Source organism: Actinacidiphila glaucinigra (assembly GCF_035918135.1).
Taxonomy (GTDB): domain Bacteria; phylum Actinomycetota; class Actinomycetes; order Streptomycetales; family Streptomycetaceae; genus Actinacidiphila; species Actinacidiphila glaucinigra.
The window spans coordinates 6957591-6981535 of sequence record NZ_CP109144.1; the positions used below are offsets into that span (position 1 = coordinate 6957591).

Annotated in this window: 18 protein-coding genes and 1 pseudogene; 13 read left to right on the forward strand and 6 right to left on the reverse strand. The window is 73.6% G+C overall.

Annotated features, from left to right (window positions below; translation table 11 throughout):
* Positions 1 to 74: 74 nt before the first annotated feature.
* Together OIE69_RS31370 and OIE69_RS31375 are read left to right on the forward strand one after the other, a co-directional pair.
* A complete protein-coding gene (locus tag OIE69_RS31370; RefSeq protein WP_326577513.1) occupies positions 75 to 2906 on the forward strand; it encodes a DEAD/DEAH box helicase in 2832 nt (943 codons plus the stop codon).
* 75 nt (positions 2907 to 2981) lie between these two features.
* Entirely contained in the window at positions 2982 to 3659 is a 678-nt protein-coding gene (locus OIE69_RS31375; protein WP_326577515.1) for a TetR/AcrR family transcriptional regulator, read from the forward strand.
* 13 nt (positions 3660 to 3672) lie between these two features.
* On the opposite strand, the gene OIE69_RS31380 is transcribed toward OIE69_RS31375, so the two are convergent.
* Positions 3673 to 4614: an ADP-ribosylglycohydrolase family protein gene (locus OIE69_RS31380; protein WP_326577517.1), complete on the reverse strand. Its 942-nt coding sequence runs from the start codon at positions 4612 to 4614 to the stop codon at positions 3673 to 3675.
* Between the two features lie 113 nt (positions 4615 to 4727).
* On the opposite strand from OIE69_RS31380, the gene OIE69_RS31385 reads away from it, so the two are divergent.
* The gene (locus tag OIE69_RS31385) at positions 4728 to 5048 is read left to right on the forward strand and encodes a hypothetical protein (RefSeq protein ID WP_326577519.1); all 321 of its coding nucleotides are present in this window, start codon (positions 4728 to 4730) and stop codon (positions 5046 to 5048) included.
* A 103-nt stretch (positions 5049 to 5151) separates the two neighbouring features.
* On the opposite strand, the gene OIE69_RS31390 is transcribed toward OIE69_RS31385, so the two are convergent.
* Positions 5152 to 5385, reverse strand: a complete 234-nt coding sequence (locus tag OIE69_RS31390) for a DUF6011 domain-containing protein (protein WP_326577521.1) — start codon at positions 5383 to 5385, stop codon at positions 5152 to 5154.
* 21 nt (positions 5386 to 5406) lie between these two features.
* On the opposite strand from OIE69_RS31390, the pseudogene OIE69_RS31395 reads away from it, so the two are divergent.
* Positions 5407 to 6053: pseudogene (locus OIE69_RS31395) on the forward strand (AAA family ATPase); the annotation flags it as partial.
* Positions 6054 to 6158: 105 nt separating this feature from the next.
* Here the strand turns inward: OIE69_RS31395 and OIE69_RS31400 are convergent.
* On the reverse strand, positions 6159 to 7016 hold the full coding sequence (locus tag OIE69_RS31400; RefSeq protein WP_326577523.1) for a siderophore-interacting protein: 858 nt from the start codon (positions 7014 to 7016) through the stop codon (positions 6159 to 6161).
* Between the two features lie 165 nt (positions 7017 to 7181).
* On the opposite strand from OIE69_RS31400, the gene OIE69_RS31405 reads away from it, so the two are divergent.
* Positions 7182 to 8540 carry a cytochrome P450 gene (locus OIE69_RS31405; protein WP_326577525.1) on the forward strand — a complete coding sequence of 453 codons (1359 nt, stop codon included), beginning with the start codon at positions 7182 to 7184 and terminating at the stop codon, positions 8538 to 8540.
* Here OIE69_RS31405 and OIE69_RS31410 read toward each other — a convergent pair.
* On the reverse strand, positions 8509 to 9426 hold the full coding sequence (locus OIE69_RS31410; protein WP_326581470.1) for a 5'-3' exonuclease: 918 nt from the start codon (positions 9424 to 9426) through the stop codon (positions 8509 to 8511). The genes OIE69_RS31405 and OIE69_RS31410 overlap by 32 nt on opposite strands.
* A gap of 175 nt (positions 9427 to 9601) precedes the next feature.
* Between OIE69_RS31410 and OIE69_RS31415 the strand changes: the two genes are divergently transcribed.
* The 3 genes from OIE69_RS31415 to OIE69_RS31425 all read left to right on the forward strand — a co-directional run bounded on the left by OIE69_RS31415 (position 9602) and on the right by OIE69_RS31425 (position 13398).
* On the forward strand, positions 9602 to 10723 hold the full coding sequence (locus OIE69_RS31415) for a quaternary amine ABC transporter ATP-binding protein (protein WP_326581471.1): 1122 nt from the start codon (positions 9602 to 9604) through the stop codon (positions 10721 to 10723).
* Complete coding sequence (locus tag OIE69_RS31420) at positions 10716 to 12515, forward strand: ABC transporter permease/substrate binding protein (protein WP_326577527.1); 1800 nt, start codon at positions 10716 to 10718, stop codon at positions 12513 to 12515. Before OIE69_RS31415 ends, OIE69_RS31420 begins: the two co-directional genes overlap by 8 nt.
* 106 nt (positions 12516 to 12621) lie before the next feature.
* Positions 12622 to 13398 carry a helical backbone metal receptor gene (locus OIE69_RS31425; protein WP_326577529.1) on the forward strand — a complete coding sequence of 259 codons (777 nt, stop codon included), beginning with the start codon at positions 12622 to 12624 and terminating at the stop codon, positions 13396 to 13398.
* Between the two features lie 78 nt (positions 13399 to 13476).
* Here OIE69_RS31425 and OIE69_RS31430 read toward each other — a convergent pair whose 3' ends face one another.
* Positions 13477 to 16560, reverse strand: a complete 3084-nt coding sequence (locus OIE69_RS31430; RefSeq protein ID WP_326577531.1) for an alpha-L-rhamnosidase-related protein — start codon at positions 16558 to 16560, stop codon at positions 13477 to 13479.
* Positions 16561 to 18150: 1590 nt separating this feature from the next.
* Between OIE69_RS31430 and OIE69_RS31435 the strand changes: the two genes are divergently transcribed.
* Entirely contained in the window at positions 18151 to 19101 is a 951-nt protein-coding gene (locus tag OIE69_RS31435; protein WP_326577533.1) for an aminoglycoside phosphotransferase family protein, read from the forward strand.
* On the forward strand, positions 19098 to 19550 hold the full coding sequence (locus OIE69_RS31440; protein ID WP_326577534.1) for a GNAT family N-acetyltransferase: 453 nt from the start codon (positions 19098 to 19100) through the stop codon (positions 19548 to 19550). Before OIE69_RS31435 ends, OIE69_RS31440 begins: the two co-directional genes overlap by 4 nt.
* Here OIE69_RS31440 and OIE69_RS31445 read toward each other — a convergent pair.
* Positions 19534 to 20238, reverse strand: a complete 705-nt coding sequence (locus OIE69_RS31445; protein ID WP_326577536.1) for a gamma-glutamyl-gamma-aminobutyrate hydrolase family protein — start codon at positions 20236 to 20238, stop codon at positions 19534 to 19536. The genes OIE69_RS31440 and OIE69_RS31445 overlap by 17 nt on opposite strands.
* A gap of 105 nt (positions 20239 to 20343) precedes the next feature.
* Between OIE69_RS31445 and OIE69_RS31450 the strand changes: the two genes are divergently transcribed.
* Genes OIE69_RS31450 through OIE69_RS31460 form a run of 3 tightly spaced genes read left to right on the forward strand, consistent with a single transcriptional unit; the run spans position 20344 to position 23911 of the window.
* Positions 20344 to 21720, forward strand: a complete 1377-nt coding sequence (locus OIE69_RS31450) for a glutamine synthetase family protein (protein ID WP_326577538.1) — start codon at positions 20344 to 20346, stop codon at positions 21718 to 21720.
* A gap of 8 nt (positions 21721 to 21728) precedes the next feature.
* Positions 21729 to 23114: an aldehyde dehydrogenase family protein gene (locus OIE69_RS31455; protein ID WP_326577540.1), complete on the forward strand. Its 1386-nt coding sequence runs from the start codon at positions 21729 to 21731 to the stop codon at positions 23112 to 23114.
* An 8-nt stretch (positions 23115 to 23122) separates the two neighbouring features.
* Positions 23123 to 23911 (forward strand): 3-oxoacyl-ACP reductase, encoded by a 789-nt coding sequence (locus OIE69_RS31460; RefSeq protein WP_089229012.1) that lies wholly within the window; start codon positions 23123 to 23125, stop codon positions 23909 to 23911.
* The last annotated feature ends 34 nt before the right edge of the window (positions 23912 to 23945 follow it).

Consider the following 23945-nt stretch of genomic DNA (forward strand, 5'->3'; position numbering starts at 1 on the left):
CCCGCGCCGTGGGTTTTGCTTCGGCAAAAAGATCATGTCGACTGTCAGTGCGGCCCGGTAGTCTCGTTTTCAAGATGAACGACGAGATGTCTCCCGCCGAGCGTTACGCCGCGTCCCGGCTGCGCGCCGCTGAGCAGGCCACCGCACTCGCGGGCTTCCGCGAGCTGTACGACTTCGGGCTGGACCCCTTCCAGATCGAGGCCTGTCAGGCCCTCGAGGCCGGCAAGGGCGTGCTGGTGGCGGCACCCACCGGCTCCGGCAAGACCATCGTGGGCGAGTTCGCCGTCCACCTGGCCCTCGGCGAGGGCCGCAAGTGCTTCTACACCACCCCCATCAAGGCGCTGTCGAACCAGAAGTTCACCGACCTCGTCAAGCGCTACGGCGCCGAGCGGGTCGGTCTGCTGACCGGCGACAACAGCGTCAACGGGGACGCGCCGATCGTGGTCATGACCACCGAGGTGCTCCGCAACATGCTGTACGCGGGCTCCCAGGCCCTCGACGGCCTCGGCTACGTGGTCATGGACGAGGTGCACTACCTCTCCGACCGCTTCCGCGGCGCGGTCTGGGAGGAGGTCATCATCCACCTCCCGCAGTCCGTGACCCTGGTCTCGCTCTCCGCGACCGTCTCCAACGCCGAGGAGTTCGGCGACTGGCTCGACACCGTCCGCGGCGACACCCAGGTCATCGTCTCCGAGCACCGCCCGGTGCCGCTGTGGCAGCACGTCCTGGCGAGCCGCCGGATGTACGACCTGTTCGAGGAGAGGCGGGGCGCCGGCCCGGGCGCGCAGCGCGCCGTCAACCCCGACCTGGTGCGGCTGGCCCGGATGGAGAACCAGCGCTCCTTCAACGGCCGCGACCGGCGCGGCGGAAAGGTGCGCGAGGCCGACCGCGAGCGGGAGCGCCGCCAGCAGCGCCGGATCTGGACGCCCAGCCGCGTCGAGGTCATCGAGCGGCTGGACGCGGAAGGGCTGCTGCCCGCGATCACGTTCATCTTCAGCCGCGCCGGCTGCGAGTCGGCGGTTCAGCAGTGCCTCTACGCGGGCCTGCGGCTCAACAACGAGGAGAACCGGGCCAAGGTCCGCGCCATCGTCGAGGAGCGCACCAAGTCCATCCCCGACGAGGACCTGAACGTCCTCGGCTACTTCGAGTGGCTGGAGGGTCTGGAGCGGGGCATCGCCGCGCACCACGCCGGCATGCTGCCGACCTTCAAGGAGGTCGTCGAGGAGCTCTTCGTGAAGGGCCTGGTCAAGGCCGTCTTCGCCACGGAGACGCTGGCGCTGGGCATCAACATGCCCGCCCGCTCCGTGGTGCTGGAGAAGCTCGTCAAGTGGAACGGCGAGACCCACGCCGACGTCACCCCCGGTGAGTACACGCAGCTCACCGGCCGTGCCGGACGGCGCGGCATCGACGTGGAGGGCCACGCGGTCGTGCTGTGGCAGCGCGGCTTCGACCCCGTCCACCTGGCGGGGCTGGCCGGCACGCGCACCTATCCGCTGCGGTCCTCCTTCAAGCCCTCGTACAACATGGCCGTCAACCTCGTCGGCCAGTTCGGGCGGCACCGCTCGCGGGAGCTGCTGGAGACCTCGTTCGCGCAGTTCCAGGCCGACCGCTCGGTGGTCGGCATCTCCCGCCAGGTGCAGCGCAACGAGGAGGGCCTGGACGGCTACCGCGCCTCCATGACCTGCCACCTCGGTGACTTCGACGAGTACATGTCGCTGCGCAGGCAGCTGAAGGACCGCGAGGCCGACCTGTCCCGGCAGGGCGCCAACCAGCGCCGGGCGGCCGCCGCCGAAGCGCTGGAGAAGCTCCGCCCGGGCGACATCATCCACGTCCCGGCCGGCAAGTTCGCCGGCCTGGCCCTGGTCCTCGACCCGGGCGTGCCCGCCGGCCGCAGCCCCGGTCACCACAACCGGCACGACCAGTTCCACCACGACGGCCCCCGCCCGCTGGTGCTCACGGCGGAGCGGCAGGTCAAGCGGCTCGCACAGATCGACTTCCCGGTGCCGGTCGAGGCGCTGGACCGGATGCGCATCCCCAAGTCCTTCAACCCGCGCAGTCCCCAGTCCCGGCGCGACCTGGCCTCCGCCATGCGCTCCAAGGCCGGTACGGCCGGCATCGCGCCGCAGCGGCAGCGCCGCCAGCGCTCGGCCGCCGCGGACGACACCGAGATCGCCCGGCTGCGCACCGAGATCCGCTCGCACCCCTGCCACGGCTGCGACGAGCGCGAGGACCACGCCCGCTGGGCCGAGCGCTACCAGCGGCTGCAGCGCGACACCAAGCAGCTCGAGCGCCGCATCGAAGGCCGCACCAACACCATCGCCCGCACCTTCGACCGCATCTGCGCCCTGCTCACCGACCTCGGCTATCTCGAGGCCGACAAGGTCACCGCGGACGGCCGCCGGCTGGCCCGGCTCTACGGCGAGCTCGACCTCCTGGCCAGCGAGTGCCTCCGCGACGGCGTGTGGGACGACCTCGGTCCCGCGGACCTCGCCGCCTGCGCCTCGGCGCTGGTCTACGAGTCCCGCTCCGCGGACGACGCCATGGCGCCGCGGCTGCCGTCGGGCGGCGCCCAGCAGGCGCTCGGCGAGATGGTCCGCATCTGGGGCCGCCTCGACGCCCTGGAGGAGGAGCACCGCATCAACCAGGCCGAAGGCGTCGGTCAGCGCGAACCCGACCTCGGCTTCGCCTGGGCCGCCCACCGCTGGGCCTCCGGGCACGGCCTGGACGCGGTGCTGCGCGACGTCGACATGCCGGCCGGCGACTTCGTGCGCTGGACGAAGCAGCTCATCGACGTCCTCGGCCAGATCGCCGGTGCCGCCCCCGAGGGCAGCCCGGTGCGCCGCAACGCCCGCAAGGCCGTCGACGGACTGCTGCGCGGCGTCGTCGCGTACTCCTCGGTGGGCTGACGACCGCGGCGCGCCGCCTTCGCGCGGCGCGCCCGGTCGCCGACCGCGCCGGGGCGGTTGTGCGAGGATCGGGGCGTGACCACCACGGGACGGCGTGTCGGGCGCCCGCGTGCGCAGGCGCGGCCGGACAGCGGCCTGACGGCCCGCGAGGAGCTGCTGACCGCCGCGGCCGAACTCTTCACCACGCAGGGGTACGCGGCCACCACGACCCGCGCCGTCGCCGAGCGCGCCGGGATGCGGCAGGCCTCGATGTACCACTACTTCGGCGGCAAGGAAGACCTCCTCGCCGCGCTCCTGGAGGGCACCGTCCGCCCGTCCCTCGACCTCGCGCACTCGCTCGTCGCCCGCACGGACGCCCCCGCGGAGGCCCGGCTGTGGGCGCTGTGCCGGGCGGACGTCGCCCTGCTGTGCGGCGGCGCGCACAACCTCGGCGTGCTCTATCTGCTCCCCGAGGTCCGCGCCGGGCGCTTCGGCGGCTTCCGTGCCGTCCGGGACGAACTGAAGGCCGCGTACGCCGCCCTGCTGGCCGCGACGGCCCCGGGCGCCGCGCTGCCCGCCGCCGGTCTCGCGGTCCGCGCCGACCTCGTCTTCGGCCTCATCGAGGGCGTCATCCTCATCCGGCGCGACAGCCCGATCCCCGACGCGGCCGCCTTCGCCGCCGCGACCGCCGACGCGGCGCTGCGCGTCGCCGGCTGCCCGGACGGCGACCTGGCCGGCCTGCGCCGCGCAGCCGAGGCGCTGCCGGCGGTGTGACGGGGCCCCGGGGTCAGTCCCCGGTGAGCCGGGCGGCCAGGGCGGCCAGGTCCGCCAGGCGCAGCACGCGACCCGGGGTGCCGGGCATCGGCACGTGCAGTGCGGCCGTCCAGCGGACCGGTACGGCGGCGAGGCCGTACGCCGCGCCGGCGAGGGTGCCCGTGACGGCGGCGACGGTGTCCGTGTCGCCGCCCAGGTCGACCGCGGTGCGCAGCGCGGCCTCGAAGCCTCCGGTGGTCCGCACGGCCCAGACCGCGGAGCCGAGGCAGGGCCAGACCGCGCCGTTGAACTCCGTGGCCAGGCCCGGGTGCCAGTCGGGCGCGAGGACGGCGGCCCAGCGCTCGTGGAAGGGCTCGGGCACCTGCGCCAGGGCGTCGGACACGACCGCCGGCGCGACGGGGTCGCCGCCGTCGAGGGCGACCCGTACGAGGTCGTGGAGGATCGCGCTGCCCTCCCAGGCGGCGCGGTCGCCGTGGGTGAGAGCGGCGATCCTGCGTGCGGCGTCGAGCGAGGCCGGGCGTCCGTGTCCGGCGAAGTGGACGGCGGCGGGCGCGGCCCGCATCAGGGCGCCGTTGCCCGCGGCGCGGTGATGCGTCTGGAAGTGCAGTGCCGCGGCCAGGTCCCAGGGGTCGCCGGAGGTGAGCACCGCCTCGGTCTGCAGACCGATGTCCTTGGGATCGGCGGCCGCCCAGCGCACGAAGCGCGCGAAGACGTCGGGCAGGTCCAGCGTGCCCCGTTCCAGAAGGGAGTCGGCGACGAGCACCGCCATCTGCGTGTCGTCGGTGGCCTCCCCGGGATCCCAGCCGCCGCCCCCGCACATCTCGCCACCCGCGCCCGGTTCCGGGAAGCGCGCGGAGAACGCGCCCTCCGGGCCGAACTCGAAGGGCGCGCCGAGCGCGTCGCCGACGGCCGATCCGACGATCGCGCCCGCGGCGCGTTCCCCACGCTGTGTCACAAACCCGCCCCTGCCATGAGACCTCAATGAATTCACCAAGAAACGGGGCATCGGTGAACATCCGGGCGCCCGGCGGCGTACACCGGGACCGTGCACCGCCCCTTGGAGTCATCATGTCCCGCACGCATCGGACCGTGCTGACGGGGTCGGGGCGATCTGCGCCCTCGCCAACGCGGTGCTTCACCGCCTGGGCGGCCGGGGCGGCGGTCAGTGCCGCCAGGATCGCCGGCTTCGCGCTGGCCCGGACGGTCGGCCTGCCCGGCCGTCGCGAGGAGGGCTGGGAGGTCCCGTACGGCCCCCTGTCGGTCGCCGTCGAGGGCGTGTTCGTCCCGGCCTTCGCCGCCTGGCTCGCGGCCGGGGCGACCGGTACGGCCCCGGCCGCCCGGGTCGGCGGGACCCCCGGCGCCAGGGGGCCGTCGGTCCTCCCGCGCTGACGCCCACGTTGGGGAGGGGCCCTGTCGCGCCGGGGCGAGACCGACGGCGGCGGCGATGATCCGGTTCCCGTGCGTGGGCTTCACGCGCTGAACCGTGGGGGGTTCAGATCCCCGGCAGCCGGTCCTGTTCGACGTCGAAGCGTCCGATCCGCGGTGCCGCGTCGAGCCCGTGTTTGCGCCGGCAGCCGCGGCCCCGGCCCCACAGCCGGGCGTCGTGCGCGGTCAGGGGCCGGTGGCAGTCGGCGCAGAGCACGCGGGGGCGCTCCTCGGCCGGCTGCTCGTCGGGCGCCAGGCCGGGGAGGGGGGACGGTTCGGGCGGGGGTGCGGCTGCGGCCATAGGGGTCAGTGTGGCAGCGCCGGCCGTTCCGACGGCATGCAGCGGCGCCTGGACGTCGCGCTCGGCCTGGTCCACCGCCCCGAGGTGCTCTTCCTCGACGAGCCGACCACCGGCCTCGACCCCGAGGCGCGCACCGCGATGCGGGAGGAGATCACCCGCCTCGCGGGCGACGACGGCCTGACCATCCTGCTCACCACCCACTGTCCGCAGGAGGCCGACGGGCTCGCCGAGCGCATCGCCGTCGTCGACCGCGGCCGGGTCGTCGCCGAGGGCTCCCCGGACGGGCTCAAGGGCGAACTGCGCGGCGACGCGGTGCACATGGAGCTGCGCGAGCCGGCCGGGCGGCGCGCACCTGCCGGAGACGGCGCTCGGGGAGTTCGCAGGGGTCCGCGGGGCGCGGCTGGACGGCCGCCGGCTCAGGCCCCGCCGCGCCGACGACGGCGCCGCGGCCGTGCCGCACGTGCCGGCCGTCCTGGGGAGCGAGGGCGCCGCCGTCGCCTCCGTCACCGTCGCCCGTCCGTCCGTCGCTGGACGACGTGTACCTGAGGTAAGCGGGCCGCCGGTTCGCCGACCCCGACGCCGGTTCCCCCGCGGCCGGGGCCGCGACCGATCCCGCGCCCGCCGGAGGTGCCCGACGAGCGCCGCCCTCACCCGGACCTGAAAAATGACGCAGCGTCAGCTGATGGCTTCTACCGGAAGTCCGTCCGAGGCCGGGCCGGAACGACGACGAGGCGTGACCCCACGGCGGGGGCACGCCTCGTGCGTACGCGATGTCAGGAGGCGAGGGCCTGCGGCGGGGTCTCCTGCTCCTCCTCGATCCGGCGGTTCCAGTCCGGCTTGGAGGCCTGCCAGCCGTCCTCGTCGTGACCGGTGCGCCAGTAGCCCGAGATCGACAACCGCTCCCGCGGCACGCCGAGTTCGACCCGCAGCAGGTGGCGCAGCCGCTTGACGAAGCCCGCCTCGCCGTGGACGAACGCCTGCACGTCACCCGGCGGGAACTGCAGCCCGGCCACGAGACGGACCAGCTCCTCGCCGACCCGGCCGGAGCCGCGGTGCACCCAGACGACCTCGGCGTCACCGGGCGTGGAGAGCTTCTGCTCCTCCTCCGGGCCGGAGACCTCGACGAACACCCGGGCGGGAGCGCCCTCGGGCAGCCGCTCCAGCGAGGCGGCGATCGCCGGCAGCGCGCTCTCGTCGCCCACCAGCAGATGCCAGTCGGCGGCGGAGTCGGGCGCGTAGGCGCCGCCGGGGCCGAGGAAGAGCACCTCCTCGCCGGGCTGGACGCGGGCGGCCCACGGGCCGGCCAGGCCCTCGTCGCCGTGGTACACGAAGTCGACCGTCAGCTCGCGTGCCTCCGCGTTCCAGCGGCGCACCGTGTACGTCCGGATGCGCGGCCACTGGTCGCGGGGGAACTCGGCGCGGATCCGCTGGATGTCGAACGGCTCGGGGTAGCGCACGCCCTCGGCAGGGAAGAGCAGCTTGATGTAGTGGTCGCTGTACTCGCCCACGGGGAACCCCGTGAGGCCCTCACCGCCGAGTACCACGCGGATCATGTGCGGGCTCAGCCGTTCCACGTGCTGCACCCGCGCGCGGTTGAGCTGCGGCTTCCTGCGCACCGGACGGTCTGCCATGAGCACACTCCTCGCATCAAGTTAGGCAAGCCTAACCCATCCGTGCCGTCCTGTGCAGCCCGGTCTCGGAAAGATCACGAGATCTTCGAACACCGGTTCCGATCCGCCGCTCGCCGATTTTGATGGGACGGACGCGATCAGACGCTACCCGGGAGGCCGGCGCACATGGGTTCCGACACCGCCACCGCGATCACCGCAGGACCCCGCGGGGTGCCGCTGCTGGGGAACCTCCCGCAGTTCGCCAAGGACCCGCTCGCCTTCTTCACCGCGCTCCGCGAGTGCGGGGCCGGGCAGGTCACCTGGGCCATGGGCCGCACCCCCGCGCGCTTCCTCAATGATCCCGCACTCATCGGGGAACTGCTGTCGGCCCGCGAGTCCAGCTTCTCCCTGCCCGACCTCGGATGGTCCTTCCGCTACCTGATGGGCGAGGGGGTCGTGGTGGCCAAGGGCGCCGACTGGCGCCGCAAGCGGTCCCTCGTCCAGCCCTCGGTGCGGCCCAAGCAGGTGCGCGCGTACGCGGCGACGATGGCCGACTGCGCGCGGGAGGTGGCCGAGCGCTGGAGCGGGGGCGAACGGATCGACATCCGCCGCGAGATGACCGGGCTGACCCAGCGCATCGCCGTGCGCACGGTGTTCGGCACCGACGCCGCCGTCCGCGAAGAGGTCATCGGGCGCTGCATGGACGTCGCCCAGCAGCAGATGGGCGCCGAGTTCCGCGGCCTCGGCGCGATGCTGCCCGACTGGTTCCGCACCCCGGGGCGACTCCGTTTCAAGGCCGCCGTCGACACCCTCGACGCCGAGGTCGCCCGGATCGTCGCCGCCCGCCGCGAGGCCGGCGGCGAACGCGACGACCTGCTCAGCCGGTTGCTGGCCGCCGTCGACGAAGCGGGCGTCCCGCTCACCGACAAGGAGATCAGGGACGAGACCGTCACCCTCTACAACGCCGGCCACGAGACCACCGCCACCACGCTCACCTGGGCCTGGCACCTGCTGTCCCGCAACCCGAAGGCACGCGAGGCGCTCACCGGGGAACTGGACCAGGTGCTCGGCGGCCGCACCCCGGGCTTCGACGACTACGCCCGACTGCGCTGGACCGAGGCCGTCGTGAAGGAGACCCTGCGCCTGCGGCCCACGGTCTGGCTCAACCTGGCCGTCGCCGAGGAGGGCGCCACCCTGGGCGGGGAGCCCGTCCCGGCCGGCACCCAGGTCTGGATCAGCCCCTGGGCCACCCACCGCGACCCGCGCCGGTGGCCGGAACCGGAGGAGTTCCGCCCGGAGCGCTGGCTGGACGGGGCGCCCGACGCGATCACCGACCACACCTGGTTCCCCTTCGGCGGGGGAACCCGGGCGTGCCTCGGGGCCCGCTTCGCGATGGTCGAGGCGGTGATCGTGCTGGCCACCCTCGGCAGCCGCTTCCACCTGGACACCGGCGATCAGGAGATCCGCCCGACCGTCGGCCTCACCCTCCAGCCCGACCGCGACGTGCTCGCCGTCACCCGGCCCGTTCCGACCCCAGCACGCTGAGCAGCCGCTGCAGCGAGCCGCCCAGCCCCCAGCGCTCGGCCAGCGCGGCGAGCTCCTCGGGCCGGCGCGGCTCGCGCGGCAGATGCGGGGTGAACTCCGGCAGCGGCACGTCGGAGGCCACCCGCACCACCTTCGGCGCGACCGCCACGTACTCCCGGGCCTCCTGCAGGCGCTTGCGCTGCGCGGGGGTGACCTTGGAGGCGGGGTCGTGGGCGGCGGCCATGATCCCGGCCAGGTCGCCGTAGGCGTCCAGCAGCTTGGCCGCCGTCTTCTCGCCGATCCCCGGCACGCCCGGCAGGCCGTCGCTCGGGTCGCCGCGCAGCAGCGCCAGGTCCACGTAGCCGGGGCCGTCCACGCCGTACCTGGCGCGCAGCCAGGCCTCGTCCACCAGGTCGAGCGCGCCCACGCCCTTGACCGGGTACAGCACCCGCACCCCGCGGGCGTCGTCCACCAGCTGGAACAGGTCGCGGTCGCCCGTGACGATGTCCACCGGCCCCGGCGCCAGGCCCGTCAGGGTGCCGATCACGTCGTCCGCCTCGTACCCGGCGACGCCCACCCGCGCGATGCCCAGCGCGTCCAGCACCGCCTCGATCACCGGGACCTGCGGCGACAGGGTGTCCGGCACCTCCTCGACGTCCGAGCCGCCGGGCACCTCCTCGGCGACGCGGTGCGCCTTGTACGAGGGGATCAGATCCACCCGCCACTGCGGCCGCCAGTCCGCGTCCATGCAGGCCACCAGGTCGTCGGGGGAGTGGTCGGCGACCAGGCGGGCGATGAAGTCCAGCAGCCCGCGCACGGCGTTGACGGGCGTGCCGTCCGGCGCGCGCACCGAGTCGGGCACGCCGAAGTACGCGCGGAAGTAGAGGCTGGCGGTGTCCAGGAGCATCAGGCGTCGAGTCACACGCCGATGATGCCGCACGCCGCCGACACCGTGACCTCCGTCACGGAACGGTTTGCTCCGCTTGAGTCGGGGCAGCCGCCGTCCCGGAGCGGGACAGGAGCGCTCCGCGACCAGCGTGCGGGGGCAGCCGGTCGTCCTCCCTACGACACGTGAGGTGTATGTGTACAGGCTGCAGGCAGAGCATCTGTACAAGGTGTTCGGTGCCGATCCCGAGGACGGCGTGCGCCGTCTGGAGGCCGGAGCCGGACGCGACGAGTTGCGCGAGAGCGGTACGACCGCCGCGGTGATCGACGCGAGCTTCGACGTCCGCGAGGGCGAGATCTTCGTCGTCATGGGCCTGTCCGGATCGGGCAAGTCCACCCTGCTGCGCACGCTCAACGGGCTCAATCCCCCCACCGCGGGACGGGTGCTCTTCGACGGCCGCGACCTCACCGCGCTCAGCCCCCGTGAACTGCGCCGGGTGCGCTCGCACGGCATCAGCATGGTCTTCCAGCACTTCGCGCTCTTCCCGCACCGCAGCGTTCTCCAGAACGCCGCGTACGGCCTGGAGGTGCAGGGCGTGGGCCGCAAGGAACGCGAGAAGCGCGCCGCGCGGGCCCTGGAGCTCACCGGCCTGTCCGGCTGGGGCGACTCCTGGCCCGACGAGCTCTCCGGCGGCATGCAGCAGCGCGTGGGCTTGGCCCGCGCGCTCGCCACCGACGCCGACGTGCTCCTCATGGACGAGTCCTTCAGCGCGCTGGACCCGCTGATCCGCCGCGACATGCAGGACCAGCTGCTCGAGCTCCAGCGCAGCCTGAAGAAGACCATCGTCTTCATCACCCACGACCTCAACGAGGCCATGCGGCTGGGCGACCGCGTCGCCGTGATGCGCGACGGGCGCATCGTCCAGATCGGCACCCCCGAGGACATCCTGCTGCGCCCCGCCGACGACTACGTCAGCTCCTTCGTGCACGACGTCGACCGCTCCCGCGTGCTGACCGCCGGCACCGTGATGGAGCCGCCGCAGCGCCCCGACGCGGGCGACTGCCGCTGCGAGACGGTCGCCCCGCGCACCCCGCTCGCCGACGTCCTGCCGGTCAGCGCGCGCGTCCCGCACCCCGTGGCCGTCCGCGACCAGGCCGGCGACGTGGTCGGCGTCATCGCCAAGGAGCGGCTGCTCGCGGCGCTCGGCGACCACGACGGACCGGTGACCCCCTGCACCGGCGACACGGCCCACGCGGCCCCGCCCGCCGCCGCGCCCGGTGTGCCGGCGCAGCCGCGGAAGGAGGCGGCGCGTGCCTAGGCTGCCCCTCGGCGACTGGACCGACAGCGCCGTCACCTATCTGCGCGACCACTTCGGCCCGCTCTTCGACGTCATCAGCGCCGTCGTCTCCGGCATGTACGACGGCCTGGACGCCGTGCTGCAGGCCCCCGCACCCCTCCTGCTCGCCGGGATCCTCGCGATCCTCGCGCTGTGGCTGCGCGGCCTGACCGCCGGCGTGCTCGCCTTCGCGGGCCTGGCCGTCGTCGTCTCCGTGCAGCAGTGGGACGAGGCCATGGACACCCTGTCCCTGGTGCTCGTCGCCACCGTGATCACCATCGTGCTCGCCGTGCCGCTCGGCATCTGGTCGGCGCGCAACCGCACCGTCTCCGCCGCCCTGCGCCCGGTGCTGGACTTCATGCAGACGATGCCCGCCTTCGTCTACCTGATCCCCGGCATCTTCTTCTTCGGCGTCGGCCAGGTGCCCGGCATCATCGCCACCATCGTCTTCTCGCTGCCGCCGGGCGTGCGCATGACCGAACTCGGCATCCGGCAGGTCGACGAGGAGCTCGTCGAGGCCGCGGAGGCCTTCGGCACCGCCCCGCGCAGCACCCTGCTGCGGGTGCAACTGCCGCTCGCGCTCCCCACGATCATGGCGGGCGTCAACCAGGTGATCATGCTCGCGCTGTCCATGGTCGTCATCTCCGGCATGGTCGGCGGCGGCGGTCTCGGCGCCTCCGTCTTCACCGCCATCAGCCAGGTCGACATCGGCCTCGGCTTCGAGGCGGGCCTGTCCGTGGTCATCCTCGCCATGTACCTCGACCGCGTCACCGGCGCCCTCGGCACCCGGGTCTCCCCGCTGGGCCGGCGCGCCATGGCCGCGGCCGCCTCCCCGCGCGGACCGCGGCTGTGGAAGTACCGCCCGCAGACCTCCGTCGCCGTCGTCGGCATCGTCGCCCTCGCGCTGACCGCCGGCGGGATGGGGGTCCTCGGCGGCGGGGACGAGAGGACCGCCGTCCCCGAGGCAGACGACGTCGGCAAGGGCCGCCAGGTCGACATCGGCTACATCCCCTGGGACGAGGGCATCGCCTCCACCTACCTGTGGAAGGAGCTGCTGGAGCGGCGCGGGTACGAGCCGAAGGTCACCCAGTACGACGTCGGCGCCCTGTACACCGGCATGTCCGCGGGACGGGTCGACTTCGAGACCGACTCCTGGCTGCCCGTCACGCACCGGTCGTACTGGGAGAAGTACAAGAACGAGCTGGACGACTACGGCTCCTGGTACGGCCCCACCTCGCTCGAACTGACGGTGCCGTCCTACGTCAAGGGCATCGACTCGCTGGCCGACCTCAAGGGCAAGGGCAAGCAGTTCGGCGGCCGGATCATCGGCATCGAGCCCGGCGCCGGGATGATGAAGATGCTCAACGACACGGTGCTGGAGAAGTACGGGCTGGAGGGCGAGTACAAGGTCACCACCGGCTCGACCGCGAGCATGCTCGCCCAGCTCGACCGCTCCATGAAGGCGAAGGAACCCGTCGTCGTGACCCTGTGGTCCCCGCACTGGGCCTACAGCGAGCACAGCCTGAAGAAGCTGAAGGACCCGCTCGGCGCCTGGGGCAAGGGCGACGGCATCCACACCCTCGCCCGGGGCGACTTCGCCGGCGACGAGCCCAAGGTCGCCGAGTGGCTCCAGGACTTCGAGCTGAGCGAGAAGGAACTGACCGGGCTGGAAGGCGCCGTGCACAAGGCCGGCCAGGGCCACGAGCAGGACGGCGTGCGCGACTGGCTCGACGCCCACCCCGGTCTCACGGACCGGCTCGCCCCGGTCGGCTGACCGGACCCCGGCCCCGGACGGCGCGGCACCCGGCACTTCCCCTCCCTGGTGCCGGAGCCGCGCCGTCCGGCCCTCCCCGTCCGGCGGGGATCGATACGGTGGGGACATGACCCGTCGCGACTCCGGCCCCGCACGGCGTGTGGTCTCCCTCGTCCCCTCGCTCACCGAGGCGGTGGCGACCACGGCGCCCGCCCTCCTCGTGGGCGCCACCGACTGGTGCAACCAGCCGGCCGACCTGCGCGTCACGCGGGTCCGGGGCACGAAGAACCCCGACATCGCGGAGATCGTCCGGCTCGCTCCCGACCTGGTGATCGCCAACGAGGAGGAGAACCGCGCGCCCGACCTCGACGCGCTGCGCGCGGCCGGTCTGACGGTCCTGGTCACGGAGGTACGCAGCCTTCCCCAGGCCTTCCGGGAACTGCACCGCGTGGTCGTCGAGGCCTGCGGGCTGCCGCGCCCGGCCTGGCTCGACGCCGCGGAGAAGACCTGGGCGTCGCTGCGGCCCGCCACCCACCCCCGCAAGGCCGTCGTCCCCGTCTGGCGCCGCCCGTGGATGGTGCTCGGCCGGGACACCTTCGCCGGCGACCTGCTGGCCCGGCTGGGCGTCGAGAACGTCTACGGCGACCACCAGGAGCGGTATCCGCGGGTGCCGATCGACGAGCTCGCCGGCAGCGGGGCGGACCTCGTCGTGCTGCCGGACGAGCCGTACCGGTTCACGGCGGACGACGGGCCCGAGGCGTTCCCGGAGATACCCGCGGCCCTGGTCAGCGGCCGTCACCTCACCTGGTACGGCCCGTCCCTCGCCGAGGCGCCGGCCGTGCTCGCCGCCGCCCTCGCCCCACAAGCCCCGGCCGGGCCCGCCCCCGCCCGGCCCGGCGGCTGACCCGGGGGACCCGCGCCGTGGACGCTCCCCGGCGCACGCGGGCCCATGGCCGTCACGTGCGCCGGGGAGGAACCGGGGTCAGCCGCGCCGGACGGCCGTGAAGACGGTACGGCCCGAACCGACTCGGTAGACGGCCCGTCCGTCCTGGACACCCAGGTACGTGGCGTGGCTGCCGGCCGCGGTGTAACGGCCGCCCGCCACGACGGGCAGGGCGACCGTCGCCGTCACGTTGACCGGCACCTCGACCGTCGTGTCCACGCCATGCCGGTTCCGCCGCCAGTCGACGCCGACGGTGCCGCGCTCGGTCCACTGGCTGCCCGAGGCGTGGCTCACGCCGGCGTCCGCCGGGGCGATCCGCACCGACGCGCCGCCCGGACTGGTCACCGTGAGGCCGAGGACGCCCTCCAGCACTCCGACGACACCGGCGCCGCCCCAGCCGTGCGACATGCTCTCGCTGCTGCTCTGCGAGACCTGCCCGGGCGCGCAGTCACTGCTCGCGCAACCCGGAGTCCACTGCTCCCACAGGAAGGTGCCGCCCTCGGCGAGCACCTGCGCGGGCCCGTCGGCGGAGGGATCGGTGAGGATCCGCACCAGCGTGTCCGGCCGGTCGGCGACCCGCAGCGCCTCCAGCAGGGTCCGCAGCGTCATCGGCCCCTGCCGCATCCCCTGCCGGGACAGCTCCGCGCCCAGGGCGGCGTACTCGGAGGGCTCCGCGACGCCGTAGGCGAGCGGGAAGCTCTGCGCGTGCTCGCTGCGGTGCGCGATCAGGGCGCCGTCCGAGGACAGCCCGTCCGACCACAGCCCACTGCCGCCGTCGCGCAGTTGCTCCCGCATCGCCGCCGACAGCTTCTGCGCGCGGTCGTCGTACGCGTCCCGGGTGGCGTGGTCGCCGAGCGCGTCGGCGGCCTCGGCGACCGACCGCATCGCGCCGACGCCCAGGGCGTTGACGACGGTGCGGTTCACGTTGCCGTCGGTGACGTAGCCGTACCGCATCGGGGAGGGCCAGTCGATGATGCCGTGCAGGTAGGCGCCGCTTCCGCCGGGCAGGTCGGCGACCAGGCCGCGGTCGTCCACCGCCGAGGAGACGTAGTCGGCGACGTTGCGCATCACGGGCAGGGCTTGGGCGAGCAGTTCGCGGTCGCCCGTCGTGCGGTAGTAGCGCATCACCCACTCGGGGAACATCTCGGTGTAGTCGGGGATGTCCCGCTTGGCGTCGCCGTTCGGATAGACGGAGTTGAGGGCGCCGTTGGGCCAGTAGCGCGCCTGGGAGTTCATGAAGGACACGATCGCCTGACGGGTCAGGCTGCGCTCACCCGACGCTGCCATCGTCGCGAAGGACTCGTCCACGGTGTCGCCGAGGAACTGGCCCTTCTCACGCGTCGGGGTGTCCAGGAAGACGTTCTGCGCGGACTGCAGCGCCGAACGCTGCATCAGCGAGAAGACCTCGTCCAGGGTGTCGTCGCTGCTGCGGAACGCGGCGGGGTGCGCCGCGTCGGTGTTCTGGACGACGGCGGTGACGTCGCGCGTGCTCAGCTTCTCGCCCGGGTCGCTGATCTGCAGGTAGCGCCAGCCCCAGTAGGTGAAGGCCCGGGCGGTCTGCGGGCCGTCCTTCTCGGTGTAGAAGAAGCGCATGTTGCTGCCCTGGGTGTCCAGGCCCGACGTTCCCGCGCGGGAGTTCTCCACCCAGCTCGCGGCGGCGTGGTCCTTGCCCAGGGGGCGGTCCAGGGTCACCGCCGTGCCGTCCACGGCGCTCACGGTGCGGGTCTCGGGGTGCCCGGCGCCGTACCCGGCGGCGGGCGCGTCCACCACGATCTCGTCGCCGGCGTGGACGTTCGCCGCGTTCGCCAGCGTCACGGAGGCGTCCCCGGCCCGCACGGCGGCGGTCAGCGTGGAGTTGCTGCGCCGGTAGCTCGTGGTGAACGTCAGCTGCCGGCCGGCGGTGCCGGAGCGGAGCCGTACCGAGGGCACCGCGGCGTACACCTTGCCGAAGTCGGCGAGGACGGTGCCGTCGGGCAGGCGCAGCAGCGAGACCGGGTGGACGGTCCGCTGCGTGAGGTGGGCCTGCAGCGCCGACAGGTGGGTGAAGGCGCACGGGGACGAACCGCCCTCGTAGGGCGCGCAGTTGTCCGGGTTCGGCCTCGGGTGGGCACCGATGACGGTGGCGGCGGCCCAGCCGGAGTCGTCGTAGCCGGGCGTGTTCCAGCCGGTCGGCTCGACCGTTGCGTCGTAGTACTCCACGCGGTCGCCGGCGTCGCCGTTGCGGTAGGTCAGGGTGTCGACCCGCTGCGGCTCGTAGCGGTGGACCTTCCAGGTGCCGTCGGAGACCGCCACGTCGCGGGTGCCGTCCGCGTGGTCGACCACCACCTTGACCAGCGTTCCTGAGGGGCCCTCGGGGGCGTTCGGGCCGTTGGCCCGGCCCTGGCACTTGCAGGACCAGTAGTGCGTCAGCACGCCCACGGCCAGGTCCCGGCCCGCCTTGACGCCCTTGACCGCGGCGACGTCGTAGAAGCCCTCGCCGGCGTACTCGTAGGACGAACTGCGCTGCACCGTCTCGCCGTTGACGTCGACCTGCCAGTCGCCGGAGGCCGCGACGTACACCCGGGCGCCGACCACGGGGCTGCCCGCGGACACCGGTACGACCTTGCGGGCCGCGGTCCACTCGTTGCTCGCGTCGTTCCCCGTGGCGGGACGGCGGATCCACTGGGCGCCGGACCAGTCCTGGTCCGTCAGGCCCGTACCGAAGGAGGCGCCGGCCGAGTAGGGGGAGACCGCGCCGGCGCGGTCCCAGGTCCGCACCTTCCACCGGTAGACCGTCCCCGGTGCCAGGGCGGGCCCGCCGTACGGCACCCAGGACTGCTCGGACCCGCGGACCTTGCCGCTGTCCCACAGGGTGCGGCCGCCGGGGGCGCGTACGACGACCTGGTGTGCGGTCTGGACCTCGTCGAAGTCGCCGTCCCGGGGCAGCCAGCCGAAGCGCGGCGCGCCGTCGAGCGCGAGCGGGTCGGTGCGGTCGCCCACCGTCAGGCCCGTGGGCGCACCCGGGGCGTGGTTGCGGGCGGGCCCGTGGTCGGCGAACGCCTGGGGGGTGGCGGCGGCGAGCGTGAGGCCGAGGGAGAGGGCGAGGAGGGTGAGGCGGCGGGGGAGGGGCGGACGTCGTTTCATGAACACCTCTCGGTGGGGTTTAAACGTTTCAATCCGCGGACGTAAGGTATTGATACGTTTCAATCCTGTGAACGCCGAGCGTAGGGAGGCGTGCGGTGCGCTGTCAACGCCTCCCGCGCGTAGCGCGGTTGCGGCCGGGGTGCGTTCTGTGGGGCCCGGTTGTCGTGTGCGGCGCCGTTGTGGTTGCGGTTGCGGTTTCTCCCCCGCCCTCCCTCCCTCCCTCCCCCAGCCTTCGGCCGGGGGGACCCCCATCCGGCGCGGTTGGTGCGGGCCTGCGCGGGTTCGTGGTGGGCCGGGGGCGGGGCCTCCGGGCTGGGCATTCTGTACCGCATATTTATGTGCATGGCGGGCACCTGCGCTCGGTGCCCCGGATGCCGCACAACAAATACACGTCAGCGTCCAGAACGCCCACCCCTACGACCCCGCCCCCTCCGTTTCGCTGGGCGACCAACGGCCGTTGGGGGGTGATGGGGGGCACCCCTCCCCGCACCGCCGGGAGCTGCCCCCAAGCAGGGGGTCCCCCGGCCGCAGGCCGAGCAAGGGTGCACGCACCCGTGGCCGGGGCGGCACCTCCCACAGGTCGGCTGGCGCACCTCGCCCGCGGGTGCTCGCAGGGTTTTGCCGATGTCACGGCGACGCCGAAGGCCGCCAGGCGGCAGATCACGACGATTGCCGATCGGCCCTGGCGTCCGGCGGGCGTCCGACTCGCAACCAGGTTCAGTCTTGGGACCACACCGAGTGAGGCCGCCCTGAGCGAAGGCCGAAACAGGGCAACACGCACACGGCAACGGGCCGCTCAGCAGAGCGATCAGCGCCCGCGCGCCCTATCGCCGGCATCGGCCCGAGCACCCCGAAAGACCTTCAGGTCCGATCGCGGCGGAGCCGGCGGGGGCCTCAGCCACCACCCCCATGACCGTGGGCGTTCAGTAAGACGCGTGCGGCACCCCCGGACCGCCCTCAACCACCCACCGGCCGTCAGCCGCCCAGTGATACGGAGGGGGCGGGGTCGTAGGGGTGGATGTTCTGGACGCTGCGGGATATTTGTGTGCGGCATCCGGGGCTCGGACATGGACCGCCCGCCATGCACGTAAATAACCCAGTCCAGGACGTGCAGCCCCGGAGGCCCCGCCCCCGGCCCACCACGCACGCCGCGAGGCGGTCACTGACCGCGCCGGGCAATCGGGAGGGAGGGCGGGGGACAGCCCGCCGCAGGCGCAAACAACCCGCACACGACAACCAGGCAGCCCGGGGCACCCGGCCCGCAGGCGCAAACAACCCGCACACGACAACCAGGCAGCCCGGCGCAGCCGCCCGCAGGCGCAACCAACCCGCACACAACAACCGGGCAGCCCGGGGCACCCGGCCCGCAGGCGCAACGCACCCGCACACAACAACCAGGCAGCCCGGGGCACCCGGCCCGCAGGCGCAAACAACCCGCACACAACCACCGGGCGGCCCGGCGCAGCCGCCCGCAGGCGCAAACAACCCGCACACAACAACCGGCCGCAGGGGGCACCCCCCGCACACAACAACCCGCCCGCACGGGCAAAACCCGTTGGCCCCGCGGGCGAAGCCCGCGATCCTCGGGGGATGACACGCGCACCCTGGGCCTCACTGCCCCGTGACCTCGCCGCCGCCGTGGAGGCACGCCTGGGCGCCCCCGTGGCCCGCGCCGCCGACCAGTCGGGCGGCTTCTCCCCGGGCGTGGCGGCCCGCCTCACCCTCACGGACGGCCGCCGCGCCTTCGTGAAGGCCGTGAGCCCGGCGCAGAACCCGGATTCCCCGCACATCCACCGGGCCGAGGCCCGGATCGCCGCCGACCTGCCCCGGGACATTCCGGCACCGCGTCTGCTGCACTCCTTCGAGCAGGACGGCTGGGTCGTCCTGGCCTTCGAGGACGTGCCCGGCCGCCACCCGGCGGACCCCTGGGACGCGGAGGAACTGCGCCGCGTCATGGTCGCGCTGGGCGATCTTGCCGTCCGGCTGACGCCCGGTCCGGTCGCGGCGCCGCCGGCCGCCGAACGCCTGGCGGGCAGTTTCGGCTGCTGGGCGGAGCTGGCCGCGGAGCGGGACGCGGGGAGGGACGACCTGCGCGGCCTCGATCCCTGGGCGGCAGCGCATCTGGAGGACCTCGCCGCCCTGGAGTCGGGCTGGCCGCAGGCGCTGGCCGGGGACACGCTGGCCCACGGCGATCTGCGGGCGGACAACATCCTGCTGACCCCGGACGGCCGGGTCGTGTTCGTGGACTGGCCGTGGGCCTGCACGTCCACCCCGTGGTTCGACCTGCTCTGCATGCTGCCGAGCATCGTGATGCAGGGCGGCCCCGACCCGGAGGGGCTCTTCACGGACCACCCGCCGGCGCGCGACGCGGACCCGGAGGCGGTGGACGCGGCGCTGGCGGCACTCACCGGGATGTTCCTGGCCCACGCCCGCCGCCCGGCGCCCCCGGGGCTGCCCACACTGCGCGCCTTCCAGCGGGCGCAGGGGGAGGCGGCCCTGTCGTGGCTGCGTGCCAGGCTGCGGCCTAGGCTGCCCGCATGAGCGACCTCCACTTCCGCCCCGTCACGCGTCACGACATCCCCGCCGTCGTGGCGATGTTCGCCGACGACGGACTCGGCCGGGGCCGCGAGACCCCGGACGACCTGGAGCCGTACTACGCGGCGTACGAACGCGTCGTCGCCGACCCCGGGCAGCACGTGGTCGTCGCGGAGCGGGACGGCGTGCTGGTCGGGGTGCTGCAGTTGTCGGTGATACCGGGGCTGTCACGGCGCGGGGCGACGCGCTCGGTCATCGAGGCGGTGCGCGTGCACCGCGACGCCCGTGGCGGCGGCCTGGGGACGCAGCTGATCGAGTGGGCGGTCGAGGAGTCCCGCCGCCTGGGGTGCACGCTGGTGCAGCTCACCTCGGACCGGGCGCGCACCGACGCGCACCGCTTCTACGAGCGCCTCGGCTTCACGGCCTCGCACGTCGGCTTCAAGATGCAGCTCTGACCGCGCCGGCCGCCGCGGCGATCAGGGCCCGCATCACCCGTTCGTCCTCGTCCATCTCGGGGTGCCACTGCACCCCCAGCACGAAGCGGTCGCCCGGCAGCTCCACGGCCTCCGGCGTGCCGTCCTCGGCCTCGGCGCCGATCACCAGCCCGCGGCCGAGGGCGTCCACCGCCTGGTGGTGGTAGGTGGGCACGGTCGTGGCCTCCGGCACCGCCTCCGCGTAGCGCGTGCCGGGGACCGGCTTGACGGTGTGGCGGCCGAACACGCCCACCCGGGGGCCGCGGTGGCCGTCGATGTGCTGGGCGAGGGTGCCGCCGAGGGCGACGTTGAGGAGCTGCATGCCCCGGCAGATGCCGAGCAGGGGCACCCCGGCGGCGAGGGCGGCGTCGATGAGGGCGAGCTCCCAGGCGTCGCGCTCCCGCGCGGGCGGGTCGGTGCGCGGGTCGGGCTCGGCGCCGTACCGCGCGGGCTCCACGTCCGGGCCGCCCGCGACCACCAGCCCGTCAAGGCGGGCCACGGCGTCGGCGGCGTGGGCGGGGTCGTCCGGCGGGAGCAGCGCGGCGAGGCCGCCGGAGCGCCGTACGAGCAGCGGGTACCCGGCGGGGAGCAGGGCGGAGGGCAGGTCCCAGCCGCCCCAGCGGGCCGAGCCGACCCAGTAGGTGCTGACACCGATCAGCGGACGGGCCACGGGAGCCTCCCTGCGACGCGCGGATTTCTTCTTGCACCGTACCCAACTGAGCCCCGGGCCCGTACTTTTGGATCACCTGTCGGACGGTAGGAGAGGTGATCACCCGTGGTGCACCGAACAGCCCCGCTCAGCACCGACGACCTGCGACGACGTGTCGACTCGGGGGAGATCGACACGGTGGTCGTCGCCTTCACCGACATGCAGGGGCGCCTCCAGGGCAAGCGCTTCGCGGCCCGGCACTTCCTCGACGACGTCCTGGAGCACGGCACCGAGGGCTGCAACTACCTGCTCGCCGTCGACGCCGACATGAACACCGTGGACGGCTACGCCCTGTCCTCCTGGGAACGGGGTTACGGCGACTTCGCCATGCACCCCGACCTCGGCACCCTGCGGATCACCGCCTGGGACGCCGCCACCGCGCTCGTCATCGCCGACCTGCGGCTGCTCGACCACGGCTCGACGCCGGTCGCCCCCTCGCCCCGGCAGATCCTGCGCCGCCAGACCGAGCGGCTCGCGGAGCGCGGCTGGTCGGCGTACGCGGGTACGGAGCTGGAGTTCATCGTCTTCAAGGACACCTACGAGCAGGCCTGGACGAACGGCTACCGCGACCTGACCCCCGCCAACCAGTACAACGTCGACTACTCCCTGCTCGGCACCGGCCGCGTCGAGCCGCTGCTGCGCCGCATCCGCAACGAGATGGGCGCCGCCGGGATGCGCGTGGAGTCCGCCAAGGGCGAGTGCAACCTCGGCCAGCACGAGATCGCCTTCCGCTACGACGAGGCCCTGGTCACCTGCGACCAGCACAGCGTCTACAAGACCGGCGCCAAGTCGATCGCCGCGCAGGAGGGCTACTCCCTGACGTTCATGGCGAAGTACAACGAGCGCGAGGGCAACTCCTGCCACATCCACCTCTCGCTGCGCGACGAGGACGGTCAGCCGGTCTTCGCGGGCGACGAGCCGGGCGGCATGTCGGAGACGATGCGGCACTTCCTGGCCGGGCAGCTCGCCGCGCTGCGCGACTTCTCCCTGCTGTACGCGCCCAACATCAACTCCTACAAGCGGTTCCGGCCCGGCTCCTTCGCCCCCACCGCCGTCGCCTGGGGCCCGGACAACCGCACCTGCGCGCTGCGCGTCGTCGGGCACTCCCCGTCGGCGCTGCGCCTGGAGAACCGGGTGCCCGGCGGCGACGTCAACCCCTACCTCGCCGTCGCCGGGATGATCGCCGCAGGTCTGCACGGCGTGGAGCAGAAGCTCACCCTCCCCGAGCCCGTCACCGGCAACGCCTACGTCAGCGAAGGCGTGGCGCACGTGCCGGCCACGCTCCGCGAGGCCGCCGAGCTGTGGGAGGCCAGTCCGATCGCCCGCGCGGCCTTCGGGGACGAGGTCGTCGAGCACTACCTGAACATGGCCCGCGTCGAACAGGACGCGTACGACACGGCCGTCACCGACTGGGAGCGCTACCGCTCCTTCGAACGCATGTGAGGCAGCGAGTGCCCGAAGCACCCGAACCGCTCGAAGCGCTGGACGTGCTCAACCCGGCCACCGAGGAGGTGATCGCCACCGTCCCCGCGGCGGGCCGGGAGGACGTCGACGCCGCCGTCGCCCGCGCGGCCCGCGCCCAGACCGCCTGGGCGGCCCTGGCCCCGGCCGACCGGGCGAGAATGCTGCGCCGCTTCGCGTCCGCCGTCGACGCCCACGTGGAGGAACTGGCCGCCCTGGAGGTGCGAGAGGCGGGCCACACAGTGGGCAACGCCCGCTGGGAGGCCGGCAACGTCCGGGACCTGCTCGACTACGCCGCGGGCGGTGTCGAACGGCTCGGCGGCCGGCAGATCCCGGTGCCCGGCGGCATCGACGTCACGTTCCTGGAACCGCTCGGCGTCGTCGGCGTCATCGCGCCCTGGAACTTCCCCCTGCCCATCGCGGCCTGGGGGACCGCCCCGGCGCTCGCGGCGGGCAACGCGGTGATCCTCAAGCCCGCCGAGACCACCCCGCTGACCGCGCTTCGCCTGGCGGACCTGGCGCTGGAGGCGGGACTGCCCGAGCACCTCTTCCAGGTGCTGCCGGGCGAGGGCCCGGTCGCGGGGGCGGCCCTGGTCGAGCACCCGGACGTGGCGAAGATCGTCTTCACCGGGTCGACCCGCATCGGCAAGCAGATCATGGCCACCTGCGCCGGCACGCTCAAGCGGGTCACCCTGGAGCTCGGCGGAAAGTCGCCGAACATCGTCTTCGCCGACGCGGACCTGGAGAAGGCCGCGGCGACGGCGCCGATGGCCTTCCTCGACAACGCCGGGCAGGACTGCTGCGCCCGCACCCGCGTCCTGGTGCAGCGGCAGGTCTACGACCGCTTCATGCAACTGCTGGAGCCCGCCGTCCTGGCCGTCGGCGTCGGCGACCCCGCCGATCCGGCCACCGACATGGGCCCGCTGATCTCCGCCGCGCAGCGTGACCGCGTCCGCTCGTACGTGGCCCCCGACGCGCCCGTCGCGATCCGCGGCACAGCCCCGGAGGGCAAGGGCTTCTGGTACCCGCCGACCGTGCTGACCCCCGCCGGCCCGGCCGAGCGCGTCGCGGTGGAGGAGGTCTTCGGCCCGGTCGCCGTCGTGCTGCCCTTCGAGGACGAGGCCGACGCGCTGCGCCTGGCCAACGCCACCCCGTACGGGCTGTCCGGCTCGATCTGGACCAGGGACGTCGGCCGCGCCCTGCGGCTGGCCCGGGGCACCGCCGCCGGCAACCTGTCGGTCAACTCCCACAGCTCGGTGCGCTACTGGACACCGTTCGGCGGGTTCAAGCAGTCGGGGCTCGGGCGCGAGCTCGGCCCGGACGCGCTGGCCGCCTTCACCGAGACCAAGAACGTCTTCATCAGCACGGAGGAGTGATCCCGGCAATGACGCAAGCAGAAGCAGTGGTGTGCCGCCGCCTGGTGGGCCGGACGGCGGTGGTCACCGGCGCCGGCAGCGGCATCGGGCTCGCCTCGGCACGCCGGCTCGCCTCCGAGGGCGCGAACGTCGTGTGCGCCGACATCGACGAGGCCGCGGGCAAGGCGGCCGCCGAGGAGACCGGCGGGCTGTTCGTCGAGGCCGACGTGACCGACGCGGGGCAGGTGGAGGCGCTGTTCAAGGCGGCGTACGACACCTACGGCTCGGTCGACGTCGCCTTCAACAACGCGGGCATCTCGCCCCCCGACGACGACTCGATCCTCACCACCGGCATCGACGCCTGGCGCCGCGTGCAGGAGGTGAACCTCACCTCGGTGTACCTGTGCTGCAAGGCGGCGCTGCCGTACATGCAGCGACAGGGCAAGGGCTCGATCATCAACACCGCGAGCTTCGTCGCCGTCATGGGCGCGGCGACCTCGCAGATCTCGTACACCGCCTCCAAGGGCGGCGTGCTGGCGATGTCCCGCGAGCTGGGCGTGCAGTTCGCCCGGGAGGGCATCCGGGTCAACGCGCTGTGCCCGGGGCCGGTCAACACCCCGCTGCTGCGCGAGCTGTTCGCGAAGGACCCGGAGCGCGCCGCGCGCCGCCTGGTGCACATCCCGGTGGGCCGCTTCGCGGAGGCGGAGGAGATCGCCGCGGCCGTCGCCTTCCTCGCCAGCGACGACGCGTCCTTCATCACAGGGGCGGAGTTCCTGGTGGACGGGGGTATCGCGGGGGCGTACGTGACCCCTCTGTGACCGGACGACTGACGGGAATCTTAAGGCCCGGGCC